This window comes from Ideonella alba (assembly GCF_018069875.1).
In the GTDB taxonomy this organism is placed as follows: Bacteria; Pseudomonadota; Gammaproteobacteria; order Burkholderiales; family Burkholderiaceae_C; genus Ideonella; species Ideonella alba.
This window is the reverse complement of sequence record NZ_JAGQDF010000005.1, coordinates 187658-202098: the sequence shown is the minus strand read 5'-3', so window position 1 is coordinate 202098 and position 14441 is coordinate 187658. Positions and strand designations below refer to the sequence as shown.

Annotated in this window: 10 protein-coding genes; 5 read left to right on the top strand and 5 right to left on the bottom strand. The window is 71.9% G+C overall.

Annotation, left to right across the window (positions count from 1 at the left end; all coding sequences use genetic code 11):
• Positions 1-10: 10 nt before the first annotated feature.
• Positions 11-484, bottom strand: coding sequence for a (2Fe-2S)-binding protein (locus KAK07_RS10490; protein WP_210854444.1), 474 nt, complete (start codon positions 482-484; stop codon positions 11-13).
• Between the two features lie 138 nt (positions 485-622).
• Between KAK07_RS10490 and KAK07_RS10485 the strand changes: the two genes are divergently transcribed.
• A complete protein-coding gene (locus KAK07_RS10485) occupies positions 623-1528 on the top strand; it encodes an AraC family transcriptional regulator (RefSeq protein ID WP_210860638.1) in 906 nt (301 codons plus the stop codon).
• Between the two features lie 48 nt (positions 1529-1576).
• Here the strand turns inward: KAK07_RS10485 and polA are convergent, their stop codons facing one another.
• Positions 1577-4354, bottom strand: coding sequence for a DNA polymerase I (gene polA, locus KAK07_RS10480; RefSeq protein WP_210860636.1), 2778 nt, complete (start codon positions 4352-4354; stop codon positions 1577-1579).
• Between the two features lie 56 nt (positions 4355-4410).
• Here polA and KAK07_RS10475 point away from each other — a divergent pair, with 56 nt between their 5' ends.
• From KAK07_RS10475 to KAK07_RS10465, 3 genes are read left to right on the top strand one after another with little or no spacing between them, the layout of a single operon-like run.
• Entirely contained in the window at positions 4411-4698 is a 288-nt protein-coding gene (locus KAK07_RS10475; protein WP_210854441.1) for a hypothetical protein, read from the top strand.
• A 42-nt stretch (positions 4699-4740) separates the two neighbouring features.
• Positions 4741-5703 (top strand): homoserine kinase, encoded by a 963-nt coding sequence (locus KAK07_RS10470; RefSeq protein WP_210860626.1) that lies wholly within the window; start codon positions 4741-4743, stop codon positions 5701-5703.
• A gap of 7 nt (positions 5704-5710) precedes the next feature.
• Positions 5711-6490 (top strand): BPSS1780 family membrane protein, encoded by a 780-nt coding sequence (locus KAK07_RS10465; protein ID WP_210860624.1) that lies wholly within the window; start codon positions 5711-5713, stop codon positions 6488-6490.
• Here KAK07_RS10465 and KAK07_RS10460 read toward each other — a convergent pair.
• Genes KAK07_RS10460 through KAK07_RS10450 form a run of 3 tightly spaced genes read right to left on the bottom strand, consistent with a single transcriptional unit; the run spans position 6445 to position 12895 of the window.
• Positions 6445-8511, bottom strand: coding sequence for a GGDEF domain-containing protein (locus tag KAK07_RS10460; protein ID WP_210854438.1), 2067 nt, complete (start codon positions 8509-8511; stop codon positions 6445-6447). The genes KAK07_RS10465 and KAK07_RS10460 overlap by 46 nt on opposite strands.
• Positions 8508-10505: a diguanylate cyclase gene (locus tag KAK07_RS25740; protein WP_210854437.1), complete on the bottom strand. Its 1998-nt coding sequence runs from the start codon at positions 10503-10505 to the stop codon at positions 8508-8510. The genes KAK07_RS10460 and KAK07_RS25740 overlap by 4 nt, the downstream gene beginning before the upstream one ends.
• The gene (locus KAK07_RS10450; RefSeq protein ID WP_210854436.1) at positions 10502-12895 is read right to left on the bottom strand and encodes a UvrD-helicase domain-containing protein; all 2394 of its coding nucleotides are present in this window, start codon (positions 12893-12895) and stop codon (positions 10502-10504) included. Before KAK07_RS10450 ends, KAK07_RS25740 begins: the two co-directional genes overlap by 4 nt.
• Positions 12896-13094: 199 nt before the next feature.
• Between KAK07_RS10450 and KAK07_RS10445 the strand changes: the two genes are divergently transcribed.
• Positions 13095-14072: a GMP reductase gene (locus KAK07_RS10445; RefSeq protein ID WP_210854435.1), complete on the top strand. Its 978-nt coding sequence runs from the start codon at positions 13095-13097 to the stop codon at positions 14070-14072.
• The last annotated feature ends 369 nt before the right edge of the window (positions 14073-14441 follow it).

Here is a 14441-nt window from a genome sequence, read left to right as displayed (position 1 = left end):
GTGTCTCCCTTCAGGCCAGCGCGCGGGCGGCGTCGGCCACCGCGGCGCGGATGCGTTCATAGGTGCCGCAGCGGCAGATGTTGCCGCTCATCGCGGCATCGATCTCGGCCGGCGTGGGCTGCTTCCCGCGCGGCAGCGTCGCCAGGAAGGCACTGGCGGCCATCACCTGCCCGCTCTGGCAGTAGCCGCACTGGGCCACGTCGTGGCGCACCCAGGCGTCCAGCACCGCGCGGCCGACTCGGTCGTCGCCGCCGGTCACCGCCTCGATGGTGGTGATGCGCTGGCCCTGCACCGCGCCCACCGGCGTCACGCAGGACCGCGTGGCCTGGCCGTTGAGGTGCACCGTGCAGGCGCCGCACTGCGCGGCGCCGCAGCCGAACTTGGTGCCGGTCAGGCCCAGCTCGTCGCGCAGTGCCCACAGCACCGGCGTGGACGGGTCGACGTCGAGCGTGTGCTCGCGTCCGTTGACGTTCAGTGAAGCCATCGAGGGGTCTCCCGGTTCTTGAAGGGGCCAGTGTCCCGGCAGGGGGCCGGGTGGCGGTAGCCTGATGCTGCGCGAAGCTTGCCCAAAACTGCGTGCGCGGCGGACCGCTGGGCAAGACCTGGTTAGCATGCACCGACCATGTTGCCTGTCGACCCGCTGTCCCGCCTGCGCCACCGCCTATTGACCCATGCGCCCAATGGGGGCATGCAGGCCGCTGCAGCGCTGCCGGACCTGCGGCTGATCCGCAACGAACAGCCCTACAGCAACCACTGCGGCGCCTACGAGCCCTGCGTGGCGCTGATCGTGCAGGGGCGCAAGCGCCTGACACTGGGCGGCACGCTGCTGGACTACGGCCCAGAGCGCTATCTGATCGCGTCGATGGACCTGCCGGTCACCGCCGCGCTGCTGGAGGCCAGCCCCGAGCGGCCCTACCTGGCCCTGGCGCTGCGGCTGGACCCGCGCGAGATCGCGTCGCTGATGCTGGAGGTGCCGCCCGGCAGCGGCGGCGGTCGCGCCGACGACGACCGCGCGCTGGGCACCGGCGCCGTCACGCCGGCGCTGCTCGATGCCTTCGACCGCCTGCTGGCGCTGCTGGACCAGCCGGGGGACATTCCGGCTCTGGCGCCGCTGGTGCGGCGCGAGATCCACTACCGCCTGCTGACCGGCGAGGCCGGCGCCCGGCTGCGCCAGATGGCCACCGCCGGCAGCCCCAGCCAGCAGGTCGCCCGCGCGGTGGCGCTGCTGAACCAGCGCTTCGACCAGCCGCTGCGGGTGGACGAGCTGGCGCGCGCGGCAGGCATGGGCGCATCGGTCTTCCACCAGCGCTTCAAGGCGCTCACGGCGATGAGCCCGCTGCAGTACCAGAAGGCCTTGCGCCTGTCCGAGGCGCGCCGGCTGATGCTCTCCGACCGCCTGGACGCCGCAGCGGCCGCGTACCGCGTGGGCTACGAGAGCCCGTCGCAGTTCAGCCGCGAATACGCGCGGCGCTTCGGCGCGCCGCCGGCGCGCGACATTGCGGCGCTGCGCGAGCGCGAGACCGCCTGAGCACCGACCCGGCGCGTGGCCGTGGGACCCCGCAGCCGGGCACCCCAGTCAATGCGCCTCGTCCCAATTGGCGCCCTGGCCCACTTCGGCCAGCAGCGGGACGCTGAGCTCGGCAGCTCCGGCCATCAGCCGGGGGATCGCCTCGCGCGCCCAGGCCATCTCGGCCTCGGGCACCTCCAGCACCAGTTCATCGTGCACCTGCATCACCATGCGGGTGGCGCGGCCCTCGTCGTCCAGTGCACGCTGCACCGCGATCATCGCCAGCTTGATCAGGTCGGCCGCCGTGCCCTGCATCGGCGCGTTGATCGCCTGGCGCTCGGCGCCGGCCTTGCGCGGGCCGTTGCCGCCGCGGATCTCGGGCAGCACGATGCGCCGGCCGAACAGCGTTTCCACGTAGCCCTTCTCGCGCGCGCTGGCGCGGGTGGCTTCCATGTAGTCGCGCACGCCGGCGAAGCGCTCGAAGTAGCGGTCGATGTAGTTCTTCGCCGCCTTCTGGTCGATGCCCAGGCTTTGCGCCAGACCGAAGGCACCCATGCCGTAGATCAGGCCGAAGTTGATGGTCTTGGCATAGCGGCGCTGCTCGGAGGACACCTCGGCCAGCGGGATGCCGAAGACCTCGGCGGCGGTGGCGCGGTGCACGTCCTGGCCTTCGGCGAAGGCGCGCGTCAGGCCCGGGTCGCCGCTGATGTGGGCCATGATGCGCAGCTCGATCTGCGAGTAGTCGGCGCTCATCAGCACATGGCCCGGCGGCGCGATGAAGGCCTCGCGCACGCGCCGGCCCTCGGCCGTGCGGATCGGGATGTTCTGCAGGTTGGGGTCGTTGCTGGCCAGGCGGCCGGTGATGGCCACTGCCTGCGCGTAGTTGGTGTGCACGCGCCCGGTGTCGGGATTGACCATCAGCGGCAGCTTGTCGGTGTAGGTGCCCTTGAGCTTGGCCAGGCTGCGGTGCTCCAGCAGCAGCGCCGGCAGCGGAAAGTCGGCGGCCAGTTCCTGCAGCACCTCCTCGTCGGTGCTGGGGGCGCCGCTGGCGGTCTTCTTCTTGACCGGCAGGCCCAGCTTGCCGAACAGGATCTCGCCGATCTGCTTGGGGCTGGCCATGTTGAAGGGCTGGCCGGCCGCCTCGTAGGCCTGCTGCTCCAGCGCCACCATGCGCTCGGCCAGCTGCTGGCTCTGCGCGGCCAGGCGCGCCGGGTCGATCAGCACGCCGTGGCGTTCGATGCGCTGCAGGATGGCCATCGCCGGCATCTCGATGTCGGCATAGACGCGGCGCAGGCCCGGCTCGGCCTCGATCTGCGGCCACAGCACCTGGTGCAGCTGCACGCACATCTCGCTGTCCTCGCCGCTGTAGGTGCTGGCGCGCTCGATGTCGACCTGCGAGAACGGGATCTGGTTGGCGCCCTTGCCGCACAGCGCCTCGTAGCTCAGGCCCTGGCGGCCCAGGTGGCGCTGCGCCAGCTCCTCCAGGTTGTGGCGCAGGTGGGCCTCGAGCACATAGCTCTGCAGCAGGGTGTCGTGGGTGTAGCCGCGCACCGCGATGCCGTGGTTGGCAAACACATGCAGGTCGTACTTGACGTTCTGGCCCAGCTTGGCGGCGCCGGCATCCTCCAGCCAGGGCCGCAGGCGCGCCAGCACCTCGGCCAGCGGCAACTGGTCCGGGGCGCCGGGGTAGTCGTGGCCGGTGGGCACGTAGGCGGCGCGGCCGGGCTCGACGGCAAAGCTGATGCCCACGATGCGCGCGCGCATCGGATCGAGCGAGTCGGTCTCGGTGTCGAGCGCACTGATCGGCGCGGCCCGCAGGCGGGCGATCCAGTCGTCCAGTTGCTCCAGCGTGTGCACGGTCTGGTAGTCCCGCGGCAAGTCCACCGCGGGCGCGGGGGCGCTGTCGAACAGGTCGGGTGCGGCGGCGGCTGGCGCCGCCGAGGTCGTGCGGCCCAGCTGCTGCTCCAGCGCGCGCAGCGCGGTCTTGAAGCCGAAGCGGGTGTAGAAGCCGACCAGGCCGTCCAGGTCCGGCGCCCGCAGCGCCAGCGGCTCCAGCGCCGGCCAGCCGGGGATCTGGGCCGACAGGTCGCAGTCGGTCTTCACGGTGATCAGCCGCCGGCCCAGCGGCAGCCAGTCCAGCGCCTTGCGCAGGTTGTCACCAGCCACACCCTTGATGGATTCGGCCGCGGCGACGATGCCGTCCAGCGAGCCATGCTCCTGCAGCCACTTGACCGCGGTCTTCGGGCCCACCTTGTCCACGCCAGGCACGTTGTCCACCGCGTCGCCGATCAGCGTCAGGTAGTCGATGATCAGCGAGGGCGGCACGCCGAACTTGGCCAGCACGCCGGCCTCGTCCGACACGCTGGGCGGCTTGTCCATGGTGTTGATCAGCGACACCGCCGGCGTCACCAGCTGGGCCAGGTCCTTGTCGCCGGTGGAGATCACCACACGGTGGCCGCTGGCCTCGCCAAAGCGGGCCAGCGTGCCGATCGCGTCGTCGGCCTCGATGCCCGGCACCTCCAGCACCGGCCAGCCCAGCAGGCGCACCACCTCGTGGATCGGCTCGATCTGGGCGCGCAGGTCGTCCGGCATCGGCGGGCGGTGGGCCTTGTACTCGGGATACCACTCGTCGCGAAAGGTCGGACCCTTGGCGTCGAAGACGCACACCGCATGCTCGGCGCCGACGTGCTCGCGCAGCCAGGTCATCATGTTGACCACGCCGTGGATGGCGCCGGTGGGCACGCCCTCGGGGCCGCGCAGGTCGGGCATCGCGTGGTAGGCCCGGTACAGGTAGCTGGAGCCGTCGACCAGCAGCAGGATCGGGGCGTGGGAGGGGGCGTCGTTCATGGGGCGATTCTCGCCCGCCCGCAGACCCGGGCGGCCAGCCTGCCTACAATCGGGCGATGCGCCGTCTTCTTCTCCTGGGCTGCGGGCTGCTGGCCCTGCCTGCCCATGCCGACCCTGTGGCCGGCACGCCCCTGCCTGGCGAGCCGCAGGTGATCCAGCGGGTCACCGAGGACGACCAGGTGCGCATCGAGGAGTTGCGCGTCCGCGGCCAGACCCGCCGCCTGACGGTGCAACCCAAGATCAAGGGCCTGGGCCCTTACGAGATCACGCCGCCCGAACCCGGCCGCGACCCGGCCCAGGACCCCAAGGCCGGCCAGCGCATCTGGTTCTCGCTCAGCTTCTGAATTCCTGCCGGCGCCGGCCCGAGCCGCGCGCCCTCCTCGTCCATGGCGGTCTACACCCAAGTCTCTCCCGATCAGGCCGACGCGCTGCTGGCCCATCTGGGCCTGGGGCCGCAGCAGGCCCTGGTCCCGGTGGCCAGCGGCATCGAGAACACCAACTACTTCGTCAGCACTGCCGAGGGCGAATGGGTGCTGACCGTCTTCGAGCGCCTGGCCGCCGAGCAACTGCCCTACTACCTGCGCCTGATGGCCCACCTGGCGGCCCACGGCCTGCCGGTGCCGGCGCCGCGGCCCGACGCCAGCGGTGGTCTGGTGCACACGCTGGCGGGCAAGCCGGCGGCGCTGGTGGAGCGGCTGCCCGGTGCACCGGTGGACGCGCCGGACATCCACCACGTGGCCCTGCTGGGCTCGGTGCTGGCCCGGATGCACCTGGCCGTGGCCGACTTTGCGATGCACCAGCCCAACCTGCGTGGTCCGGCCTGGCGCGCCGACGCCGGCCAGCATGCCCAGGCCTGGCTCCAGGGGGCACCGGCCGAGTTGCTGCGCGCCGAACTGGCCTTCCAGCAGACGCTGGCCGATGCGCCGGCGCTGGCCGCCCTGCCCCAGGGCGCGGTGCATGCCGACCTGTTCCGCGACAACGCCTTGTTCGATGGCGCGCCGGGCCAGGAACAGCTGTCCGGCGTCTTCGACTTCTACTTCGCCGGCCACGACCACTTCATCTACGACCTGGCGGTGGTGCTGAACGACTGGTGCATCGACCTGGACAGCGGCGCGCTCGACGAACCCCGCGCCCAGGCCCTGCTGCAGGCCTACCAGGCGGTGCGCCCGCTGCAGGGCGCCGAGCAGCGCCTGCTGCCCGCCCTGCGCCGCGCCGCTGCGCTGCGTTTCTGGCTGTCGCGCCTGGACGACTGGCACCGCCCGCGTGACGCGCAGTTGCTGACCCCGAAGGACCCGGCCCACTTCGAGCGCGTGCTGCGCCATGCGGTGGACCAACCCTGGCACCCCTGATCATCCGATGCGACTGTCCCTGACGTCCCAACCGGCCTCGGCCGGCCTGCGCTGGTTCAAGGCCGGCTTCCAGGAGCTGCTGCGCCAGCCGCTGGCCTACGCCGGCCTGTTCGCGACCTTCATGCTGGCGGTGTTGCTGATCAGTGTCGTGCCGCTGGTCGGCGGGCCGCTGCTGATGATGTCGATGCCACTGCTGAGCCTGGCCTTCGTGATGGCCGCCGCCGGCACCCGCCGCGGCGTGCCGGTGCGGGTGGCGGTGCTGGTGGCGCCCTGGCGCAGCGGACCGGCGCTGCAGCGGCGTCGTCTGTTCCAGCTGTGCCTGAGCTACGCGGTGGCGCTGACCCTGCTGTTGTGGCTGGCCGGCCTGATCGATGGCGGCCAGTTCGACCGCTGGCTGGAGCTGACGGCCAAGGGCGACACCGGCAGCGCCGAGTGGGAGAACCTGGCCAACGACCCCGCGGTGCGGGACGGCCTGCTGTTCCGCGTGGTCAGCGGCAGCCTGCTGTCGATGCTGTACTGGCACGCCCCGCCGCTGGTGCTGTGGGCCGATCAGGGCGTGGCGCAGGCGCTGTTCTCCAACGTGCTGGCGCTGTGGCGCTCGCTGGGCGCGTTCGTGGTCTACAACCTGTGCTGGATGGCGGCCGGCCTGGGCCTGATGCTGGTGCAGCTGGCGGTGCCGGCGCTGGGCATCCTGACCCTGCCCGCCTGGCTGCTGCTGTCGACCGCCTTCTACGCCTCGCTCTACGCCAGCTTCGTCGACAGTTTCGCCGCCGTCTCGCCCGACTGACGCTCCAGGCCGATCCAGTGGACCAGGCCGCGCTGACGGGCCTGGGCGAACTCATGGCTCAGCAGGGCCCGCTCCTCGTCGCCGCGGGCGGTCAGCTTGATCAGCCGCACCGCCCGGTCGCGGCCATCCGCGCGGGCCGCATAGACCGCCAGCTCCACCCGGGCCAGGGCGCGCTCCCAGTCCACCGGCGCCGGCTCGCCCTCGAGCGGGAACGCCACCACCCCCACCGAGGCGGTGACAGCCAGGTGGTCGCCGGCGTGGGCGATCGGCGTGTCGCCGATGGCGGCCAGCAGCCGCTGTGCCAGCTGGTCCAGCGCCTCGGGGGCGGTCTCGTCCAGCAGCACCAGAAAGCTGGAGTCGGACCATCGGCACAGGCGGTCGGCGTCGCGCACCGCGTCGCGCAGCCGGCTGGCCATCCCGGCCAGCACCGCCGGGGCCGCGGCAGCGCCGAGACGCTCGGACAGTCGCGCCCAGTGGTCGATGTCGACCATCACCAGGCTGCCGCGCAGGCCCGCGGGCGACTGGGCCTGCTGCAGGGCCTGGGCCAGCAGCTGGCGGCGATGCGGCAGGCCCGTCAGCGGATCGCGCCGCCGCGTCCAGCGCGACCACCAGGGCGCCCGGCGCGCGCCCGGCTCAGGACCCTGGCCGCCACGCAGGCGCACGACCAGCAGACCCAGCATCGCTGCCATCGCCAGCAGCGAGCCACCGATCAGCCACTGCACCCGACGCAGCCACTGCTGGCTCTCCAGCCGGGCGGTGGCCAGCAGGTTCTCGGCGCGCAGCCGGTCAAGGTCGAGGTGCTCGGCCTCCTGGTCGCGCCGCTGTCGCAGCTCGCGCAGCGCGGCGTCGCGGTTGGCGTCGTCCTGGGCCTCGGTGAGGCGGCGTTCACGGTGCAGCCACGCCAGCGCCTGGGCATGCTCGCCCACCGCATGCAGCGCGTCGCCCCCCTGGCGCAGGGCCTCGCGCAGCGCGCCCTGCGCCCCCTGACGCTCCCACTGCGCCACCGCCGCGCCCAGTTCGGCCTGTCCGGGCTTGACCTGCCCCAGCGCCAGATGGGCCAGGCCCAGGTTGAACTGCAGCAGCGGATCCAGGCGCCGGTCATCGAAGCGCCGCACCACCGGCAGGGCCTGCTCGATCGAGGCCACCGCCTCGCGCGAGCGCCCGCTGCGGCCCAGCAGGTCGGCCCGGTTGGCCTGCACCAGTGCGCGCAGGCGCGGCATCTCGTGCGATCGCAGCGTGTCCAGCGCCTGGTCCAGGGCGCGCAGCGCCGCCGCCGGGTCGCCCCGGCGTTCCTCGACGCGGGCCCGGTTGAGCAGCACGCGTACGCCGGTTTCGGGGCGGTCGTCGCGCACCGCCAGGCGCTGTGCACTGGCCAGTTGCTCCCGCGCCAGGTCCGACTCGCCCAGACGCTGCGAGGCCACCGCCGCCGCGGCCAGCGACCAGGCCTGCAGGTACAGATCGCCCGCCTGGTCGGCCACCTCGGCGGCCCGCAATTGCAGGCTGCGGGCCTCGATCCACAGGCCCTGGGACTCGGCCCGCAGGGCGCGCAGGCGCAGCAGACGCCACCAGGTGGGCAGGTCACAGCCCGGCAGCTGCGCCGGCGCACAGACGGCGGCGTAGGCCTGCTCGGCGTCGCTGGCGGCGGCCTCGACGTCCTGCACCCGGCCCTCGCGCTCGGCCCGCACCGCTTCCACCAGGCGCGCATCGGCGCGCGCCAGCGAGGCCTGCGGCCCGCTCCAGCCCCGCAGCTCGGCCAGGGCCTCGTCGGCCGCAGCCTCGACATGTCCGGCCGCGGCCACCACGCCGCGGGTGCGCCACCAGTGGCGCCGCCAATCGTCGGCCCCGGCGGGAGGCCGCAGGGCGGCCAGGCGGGCCAGCACACGCTCAGGCGCCTCGTAGCCTTCCTGCACCCAGGCCGACCAGTGCGGCTCGTGCTGTGCCCTCGTCGGCAGGCCCGCCAGCAACAGCGTGGCCAGCACGCCGGCGTGGCGCAGGGTCCAGGCGCGGTGCAGCGGCCTCATGCGGCGGCCTTCCACGGACCGGTCAGGTGCAGCAGGGTCAGCAGACCGCGCTCGCAGGCCTCGTCCAGCGCTTCCAGGTCCGGTACGCCCTCGCGGAACACACCCGGCGGCGCCCCCAGCAGACCGCAGGCCCGGTTGCGACCACCCTGGCGGGCCCTGCGCAGCATGGCGTCGGCCAGCGTGATCGCGCGGGCGCCGTCCAGCACCGGCCCGCCGCCGGACAGCGGCAGGCGCAGGAAACCCATGGACGCCGTCACGGTGATGGACTCGCCGCCCACCGTCATCGGCACACCTGCCAGCACACCCAGCAGCCGGGTCACCAGGCCTTCGGGGTCGGTGTCAGGGCCGGGCGGCGCCAGCACCAGGAACTCCTCGCCCCCCCAGCGCAGCACCAGGTCCGGCTCACGGGTGGCGGCGCGCAGGCGCCGCGCCACCTCGACCAGCACCTGGTCGCCCGCCGCGGCGCCGAAACGGTCGTTGATCGACTTGAAATGGTCCAGGTCGATCAGGCACAGCAGGCCCGTGGCCGGTTCGTTCAGCGGAGGCATCAGGCGCCGGTTGCCCAGGCCGGTCAGCGGGTCGATCGCACTGTCCAGGCGGGCCCGCGCAGGGGCGCCGGCCCGCAGCGTCTGGGTGCTGCGCAGGCGGTGGTAGACCAGCGCCGCCAGCGTGGCCAGCACACCGGCGGCGCCGGTCATCAGCAGCCAGAAGCGGTCGCTCAGCTCGCGCCCGCGCCACTGCGCCTCCTTGAGCTGGTTGTCGGCGATCAGGCGCGCGCGCTCGTCGCGGCGTCGGTCGGCCTCGAAGGCCTCCTGCAGCTCGAGCAGCTGGGTCTGGCGGGTGCGGCGCGCGACCTCGTCGGCCAGCTGGCGGTGCTCGCGCAACGCGTCGTAGGCATCGGCCAGGTGGCCGGCACGTTCCAGGTACAGGCCCAGCTCGACCAGGGAATCGGCGGCGCTGACGATGTCATCGGCCCGCAGGTCGGACTCGATCGACGCACGCACGCGCCGCACGCCCTCTTCCTTGCGCTGCAGCGCGATCAGCGCCAGGCCGGCATTGACCTGGGCCAGGCCCTCGGCCACGGTGTTGCGGGTGCGCCGGGCCATGGGCAGCGCCCGCTCGGCCACGGCCAGGGCCTTGGCGGCCTGGTCGTGGCGCAGGTGGTAGTCGCTGAGGTTGGCCAGGCAGTGGGCCTCGTCGCTGGTGGCTTCGGCGTCGCGGGCCAGCGCCAGCGCCTGCTCCATCGCCTGGAGTTCGTCTTCGCTGCGGCCCTGGTCACCCAGCTGCATCGCCTGGACGGTCAGCGCATGCGACTGCGCCAGCTGGTCGCCATGCTGGCGGGCCAGCTGCAGCGCCTGCTCCTGCATGGTGCGCGCCGCATCGCGCTGTCCGACGCGCCACAGCACGTCGGACAGCGTGGTGCGCAGCTCACTGCGCCGCCAGGTGGCGCCGCTCTGGTCGGCGTCGCGAATCGCCACCTGCAGCGTGCGCGCGGCTTCGTCGTAGCGGCCCTGGCCCTGCAGCACCAGCGCGTGCAGATGGGCACAGCTGTGGCGCAGCCCCGGCGTGGGCGAGGCCGCCAGGGCCGGCGCCGCCTGCTGCAGCAAGGCATCGGCACGGCCCAGCGTGCCGGTCTTGCGCTGGCGGGCGGCGCGCAGGCAGGTGCTCAGCGCGCCGGCATCGCGCAGCAGCCCGGGGTCGCTGGCGGCGGCGGCCGCCGCGTCGATGCGCGTGATCACCTGGTCGGTGGCACGCATGTCGCCGCGCCACAGATAGGCCTCGGCCAGCACGCGCTGGCCCTCCAGCCATTCGGGCCGCTCGGCGGGCAGGCCTTCCAGCGCCTGCTGCAGGTCGGCCACGACCTGCTCGGGGTCGGCCCAGGCGCGCTGTTCCCAGCGCAGCAAGGTGGCGCTGTCCAGCGACGCCCAGGCGCCAGCGGCGACCAGGGCGGCCGCCAACGGCAGGGCACGGCGCAGGACCCGCCAGCGTGTCATTCGATCGGCGTCAGCTTGGCCACGCTCAGCGCCAGCCACTTCAGACCGTGCCGGCCGAAGCGCACCTGGGCGCGGGCATCGTCACCCGCCCCCTCGAGGGTGACGATCACCCCCTCGCCGAACTTGCTGTGGAACACCCCCTGCCCCACCCGCAGCCCATGCCCGGCCGCCTTGGCCTGGGCCTCGGCCATCGCCCGCGGCAGCGGGGCCGGTGGCGCCACCGGCGCGGCGCGGCCAGCCCCGACCATCGAGCCCAGGCCGCTGCCGCGCTGCCAGGCCTGCTGGTAGTCGCGCGCGAATCCCGAACCGAAGCCCTGGTTGCGCGGCGTCAGCCACTTCAGGCCGTCCTCGGGCAGCTCATCCAGGAAGCGGCTCTTGACGTTGTAGCGCGTCTGCCCGTGCAGCATGCGGGTCTGGCTGAAGCTCAGGTACAGGCGCTGGCGGGCGCGCGTGATGGCCACGTACATCAGCCGACGTTCCTCTTCCAGACCATCGGCATCCGACATCGCGTTCTCGTGCGGGAACAGGCCTTCCTCCAGACCGGTGATGAACACCGCGTCGAATTCCAGGCCCTTGGCCGAGTGCACCGTCATCAACTGCACCGCGTCCTGCCCGGCCTGGGCCTGGTTGTCGCCGGCTTCGAGCGCCGCGTGGGTGAGGAAGGCGGCCAGCGGCGACATGATCTCGCCGGTCTCGGCGTCGGGGGTCAGGTCCACCGGCGCCACCGCCGGTGGCTCGCCGGGCCTGGGCGCAGCGATCTGGCCGGGACCATGCTCATCCACCGGCAGGGCCACCGCATCCTTGCCGAAGCCTTCCTGGGTGACAAAGGCCTCGGCGGCGTTGACCAGTTCCTCCAGGTTCTCGATGCGGTCGGTGCCTTCCTTCTCGGTGCGGTAGAAGTCGACCAGGCCGGAGCGCTGCAGCATGTGCTCGATGATCTCGCGCAGCGTCAGGCCCAGCGTGGCGTTGCGCATGCTGTCGACCAGCGCATTGAAGGCGATCAGGTTGGCGCCGCCCTTGCCGCCCACCGCGCCCACGCTCTGCCACAGGCTGCGGCCGCTCTGGCGCGCGGCGTCCTGCAACTGCTCCAGCGTGCGCGCGCCGATGCCGCGGGTGGGGAAATTCACCACCCGCAGGTAGCTGGTGTCGTCGTGGCAGTTCTCGATCAGGCGCAGGTAGGCCAGTGCGTGCTTGATCTCGGCGCGCTCGAAGAAGCGCAGGCCGCCGTAGACGCGGTACGGAATGCCGGCGTTGAACAGCGCCGACTCGATCACCCGGCTCTGCGCATTGCTGCGGTAGAGCACCGCGATCTCGCGCCGCGGCAGGCCCTGGCGGTGCAGCTGCTGGGCCTCCTCGAGCAGCCACTGGGCCTCGTTGAAGTCGCTGGCGTTCTCCTGCACCCGCACCGGCTCGCCGTGGCCGGCCTCGGTGCGCAGGGTCTTGCCCAGGCGGCGGCTGTTGTGGGCGATCAGCGCGTTGGCGGCGTCCAGGATGTGGCCGCTGGAGCGGTAGTTGGTTTCCAGCTTGATCAGGTGGCCGACGCGGAACTCACGCTCGAAGTCGGCCATGTTGCCGACCTGGGCGCCGCGGAAGGCGTAGATGCTCTGGTCGTCGTCGCCCACCGCCAGCACCGCGGTGTCGGGGCCGGCGAACATCTTCAGCCAGGCGTACTGCAGGCGGTTGGTGTCCTGGAACTCGTCGACCAGGATGTGGCGGAAGCGCCGGCGGTAGTGCTCGCGCAGCAGCGCGTCGTCGCGCAGCAGCTCGTAGGTGCGCAGCATCAGCTCGGCGAAATCGACCACGCCCTCGCGCTGGCACTGGTCCTCATAGGCCTGGTAGACCTGCACCAGCGTCTGCGTCTGGCCGTCGCGCACCGGCACGTCCTTGGGGCGCTGGCCGTTCTCTTTCGCGTCGGCGATGAACCAGGTGACCTGCTTGGGCACGAAGCGCTCTTCATCCAGCTGCATCGCCTTGATGACGCGCTTGACGGCGCTGAGCTGGTCGCCGCTGTCCAGGATCTGGAAGCTCTGCGGCAGGCCGGCGGCCTTCCAGTGGGCGCGCAGGAAGCGGTTGCACAGGCCGTGGAAGGTGCCGATCCACATGCCACGCACATTGACCGGCAGCATCGCACCCAGGCGGGTGAGCATCTCCTTGGCCGCCTTGTTGGTGAAGGTGACGGCCATCACGCCGCCGGGCGAGACGCGCCCGGTCTGCAGCAGCCAGGCGATGCGGGTGGTCAGCACCCGCGTCTTGCCCGAGCCCGCACCGGCCAGGATCAGGGCCGGCTCGTCGGGCAGCGTCACGGCGGCCAGCTGCTCGGGATTGAGACCGCGCAGCAGTCCCTGGGCGTCGGGGCGTGCAGACGCCTCGGAAGATGCCGAAAAAACCATCGTCGGATTGTAGGGATGCGCGGGCACCTCTAGAATCGGCCACCGGGCCCAAATTCTGGCGCCCGGTTTTTTGTGCCCGCTCGCCTCAGATCTGAGGACGCACTGCAGCGGCCACGTGACCGGCCCCCAGGTCAAGCGCTCGCAGCCCTTGGCCGACGCACTGCCTTCAACGCGTCGGCGCCTTCACTGGAGCTTCGAGATGGAAATCTTTGACTACGACAACATCCTGCTGCTGCCGCGCCAATGCCGCGTGGAAAGCCGCTCGGAATGCGACACCGGCATCGACTTCGGTGGCCGCCGCTTCAAGCTGCCGGTGGTCCCGGCCAACATGAAGACGGTGGTCGACGAGCGCATCACCGAATACCTGGCCGCCAACGGCTACTTCTACGTGATGCACCGCTTCGACCTGGACAACGTGGCCTACGCCCGGTCCATGCGCGACAAGGGCCTGTTCGTGTCGATCAGCGCCGGCGTCAAGCAGGCCGACCGCGAGATGGTCGACCGCCTGGCCGCCGAGGGCGTGGGCGCCGACTACATCACCATCGACATCGCCCACGGCCATGCCGAGAGCGTGCGGCAGATGATCGATTACATCAAGCAGCGTCTGCCCAAGACCTTCATCATCGCCGGCAATGTGGGCACGCCCGAGGCGGTGATCGACCTGGAGAACTGGGGCGCCGACGCCACCAAGGTGGGCATCGGCCCGGGCAAGGTGTGCATCACGCGGCTGAAGACCGGCTTCGGCACCGGCGGCTGGCAACTCTCGGCGCTGAAGTGGTGCGCCCGCGTGGCCACCAAGCCGATCATCGCCGATGGCGGCATCCGCCACCACGGCGACATCGCCAAGAGCGTGCGCTTCGGCGCCAGCATGGTGATGGTGGGCTCGCTGTTCGCCGGCCACGAGGAATCGCCCGGCAAGACGGTGGAGGTCGACGGCCAGCTCTACAAGGAGTACTTCGGCTCGGCCTCGGACTTCAACAAGGGCGAATACAAGCACGTTGAAGGCAAGCGCATCCTCGAGCCGGTCAAGGGCCAACTGGCCGACACGCTGCGCGAGATGCGCGAGGACCTGCAAAGCAGCATCAGCTACGCAGGCGGCCGCCAGCTGGGTGATCTGCGCCGCGTCAACTACGTCATCCTCGGGGGTGAAAACGCCGGGGAACACCTTCTGATGTAACGCTCCACGGTGAATCGGCGTTTCGACGCCCCGCCAGGGGCGTCACAACGCCAACGGACACCCAGTGATGTGACCCTCCACCGTGAACCGGCGTTTCGACGCCCCGCCAGGGGCGTCACAACGCCAACGGACACCCAGTGATGTGACCCTCCACCGTGAACCGGCGTTTCGACGCCCCGCCAGGGGCGTCACAACGCCAGCGAACACCCAGTGATGTGACCCTCCGCCGTGAACCGGCGTTTCGACGCCCCGCCGGGGGCGTCACAACGCCAACGGACACCCAGTGATGGGACCCTCCGCCGTGAACCGGCGTTTCGACGCCTCGCCAGGGGCGTCACAACGCCAACGAACACCTCTCGACGCCGGGTG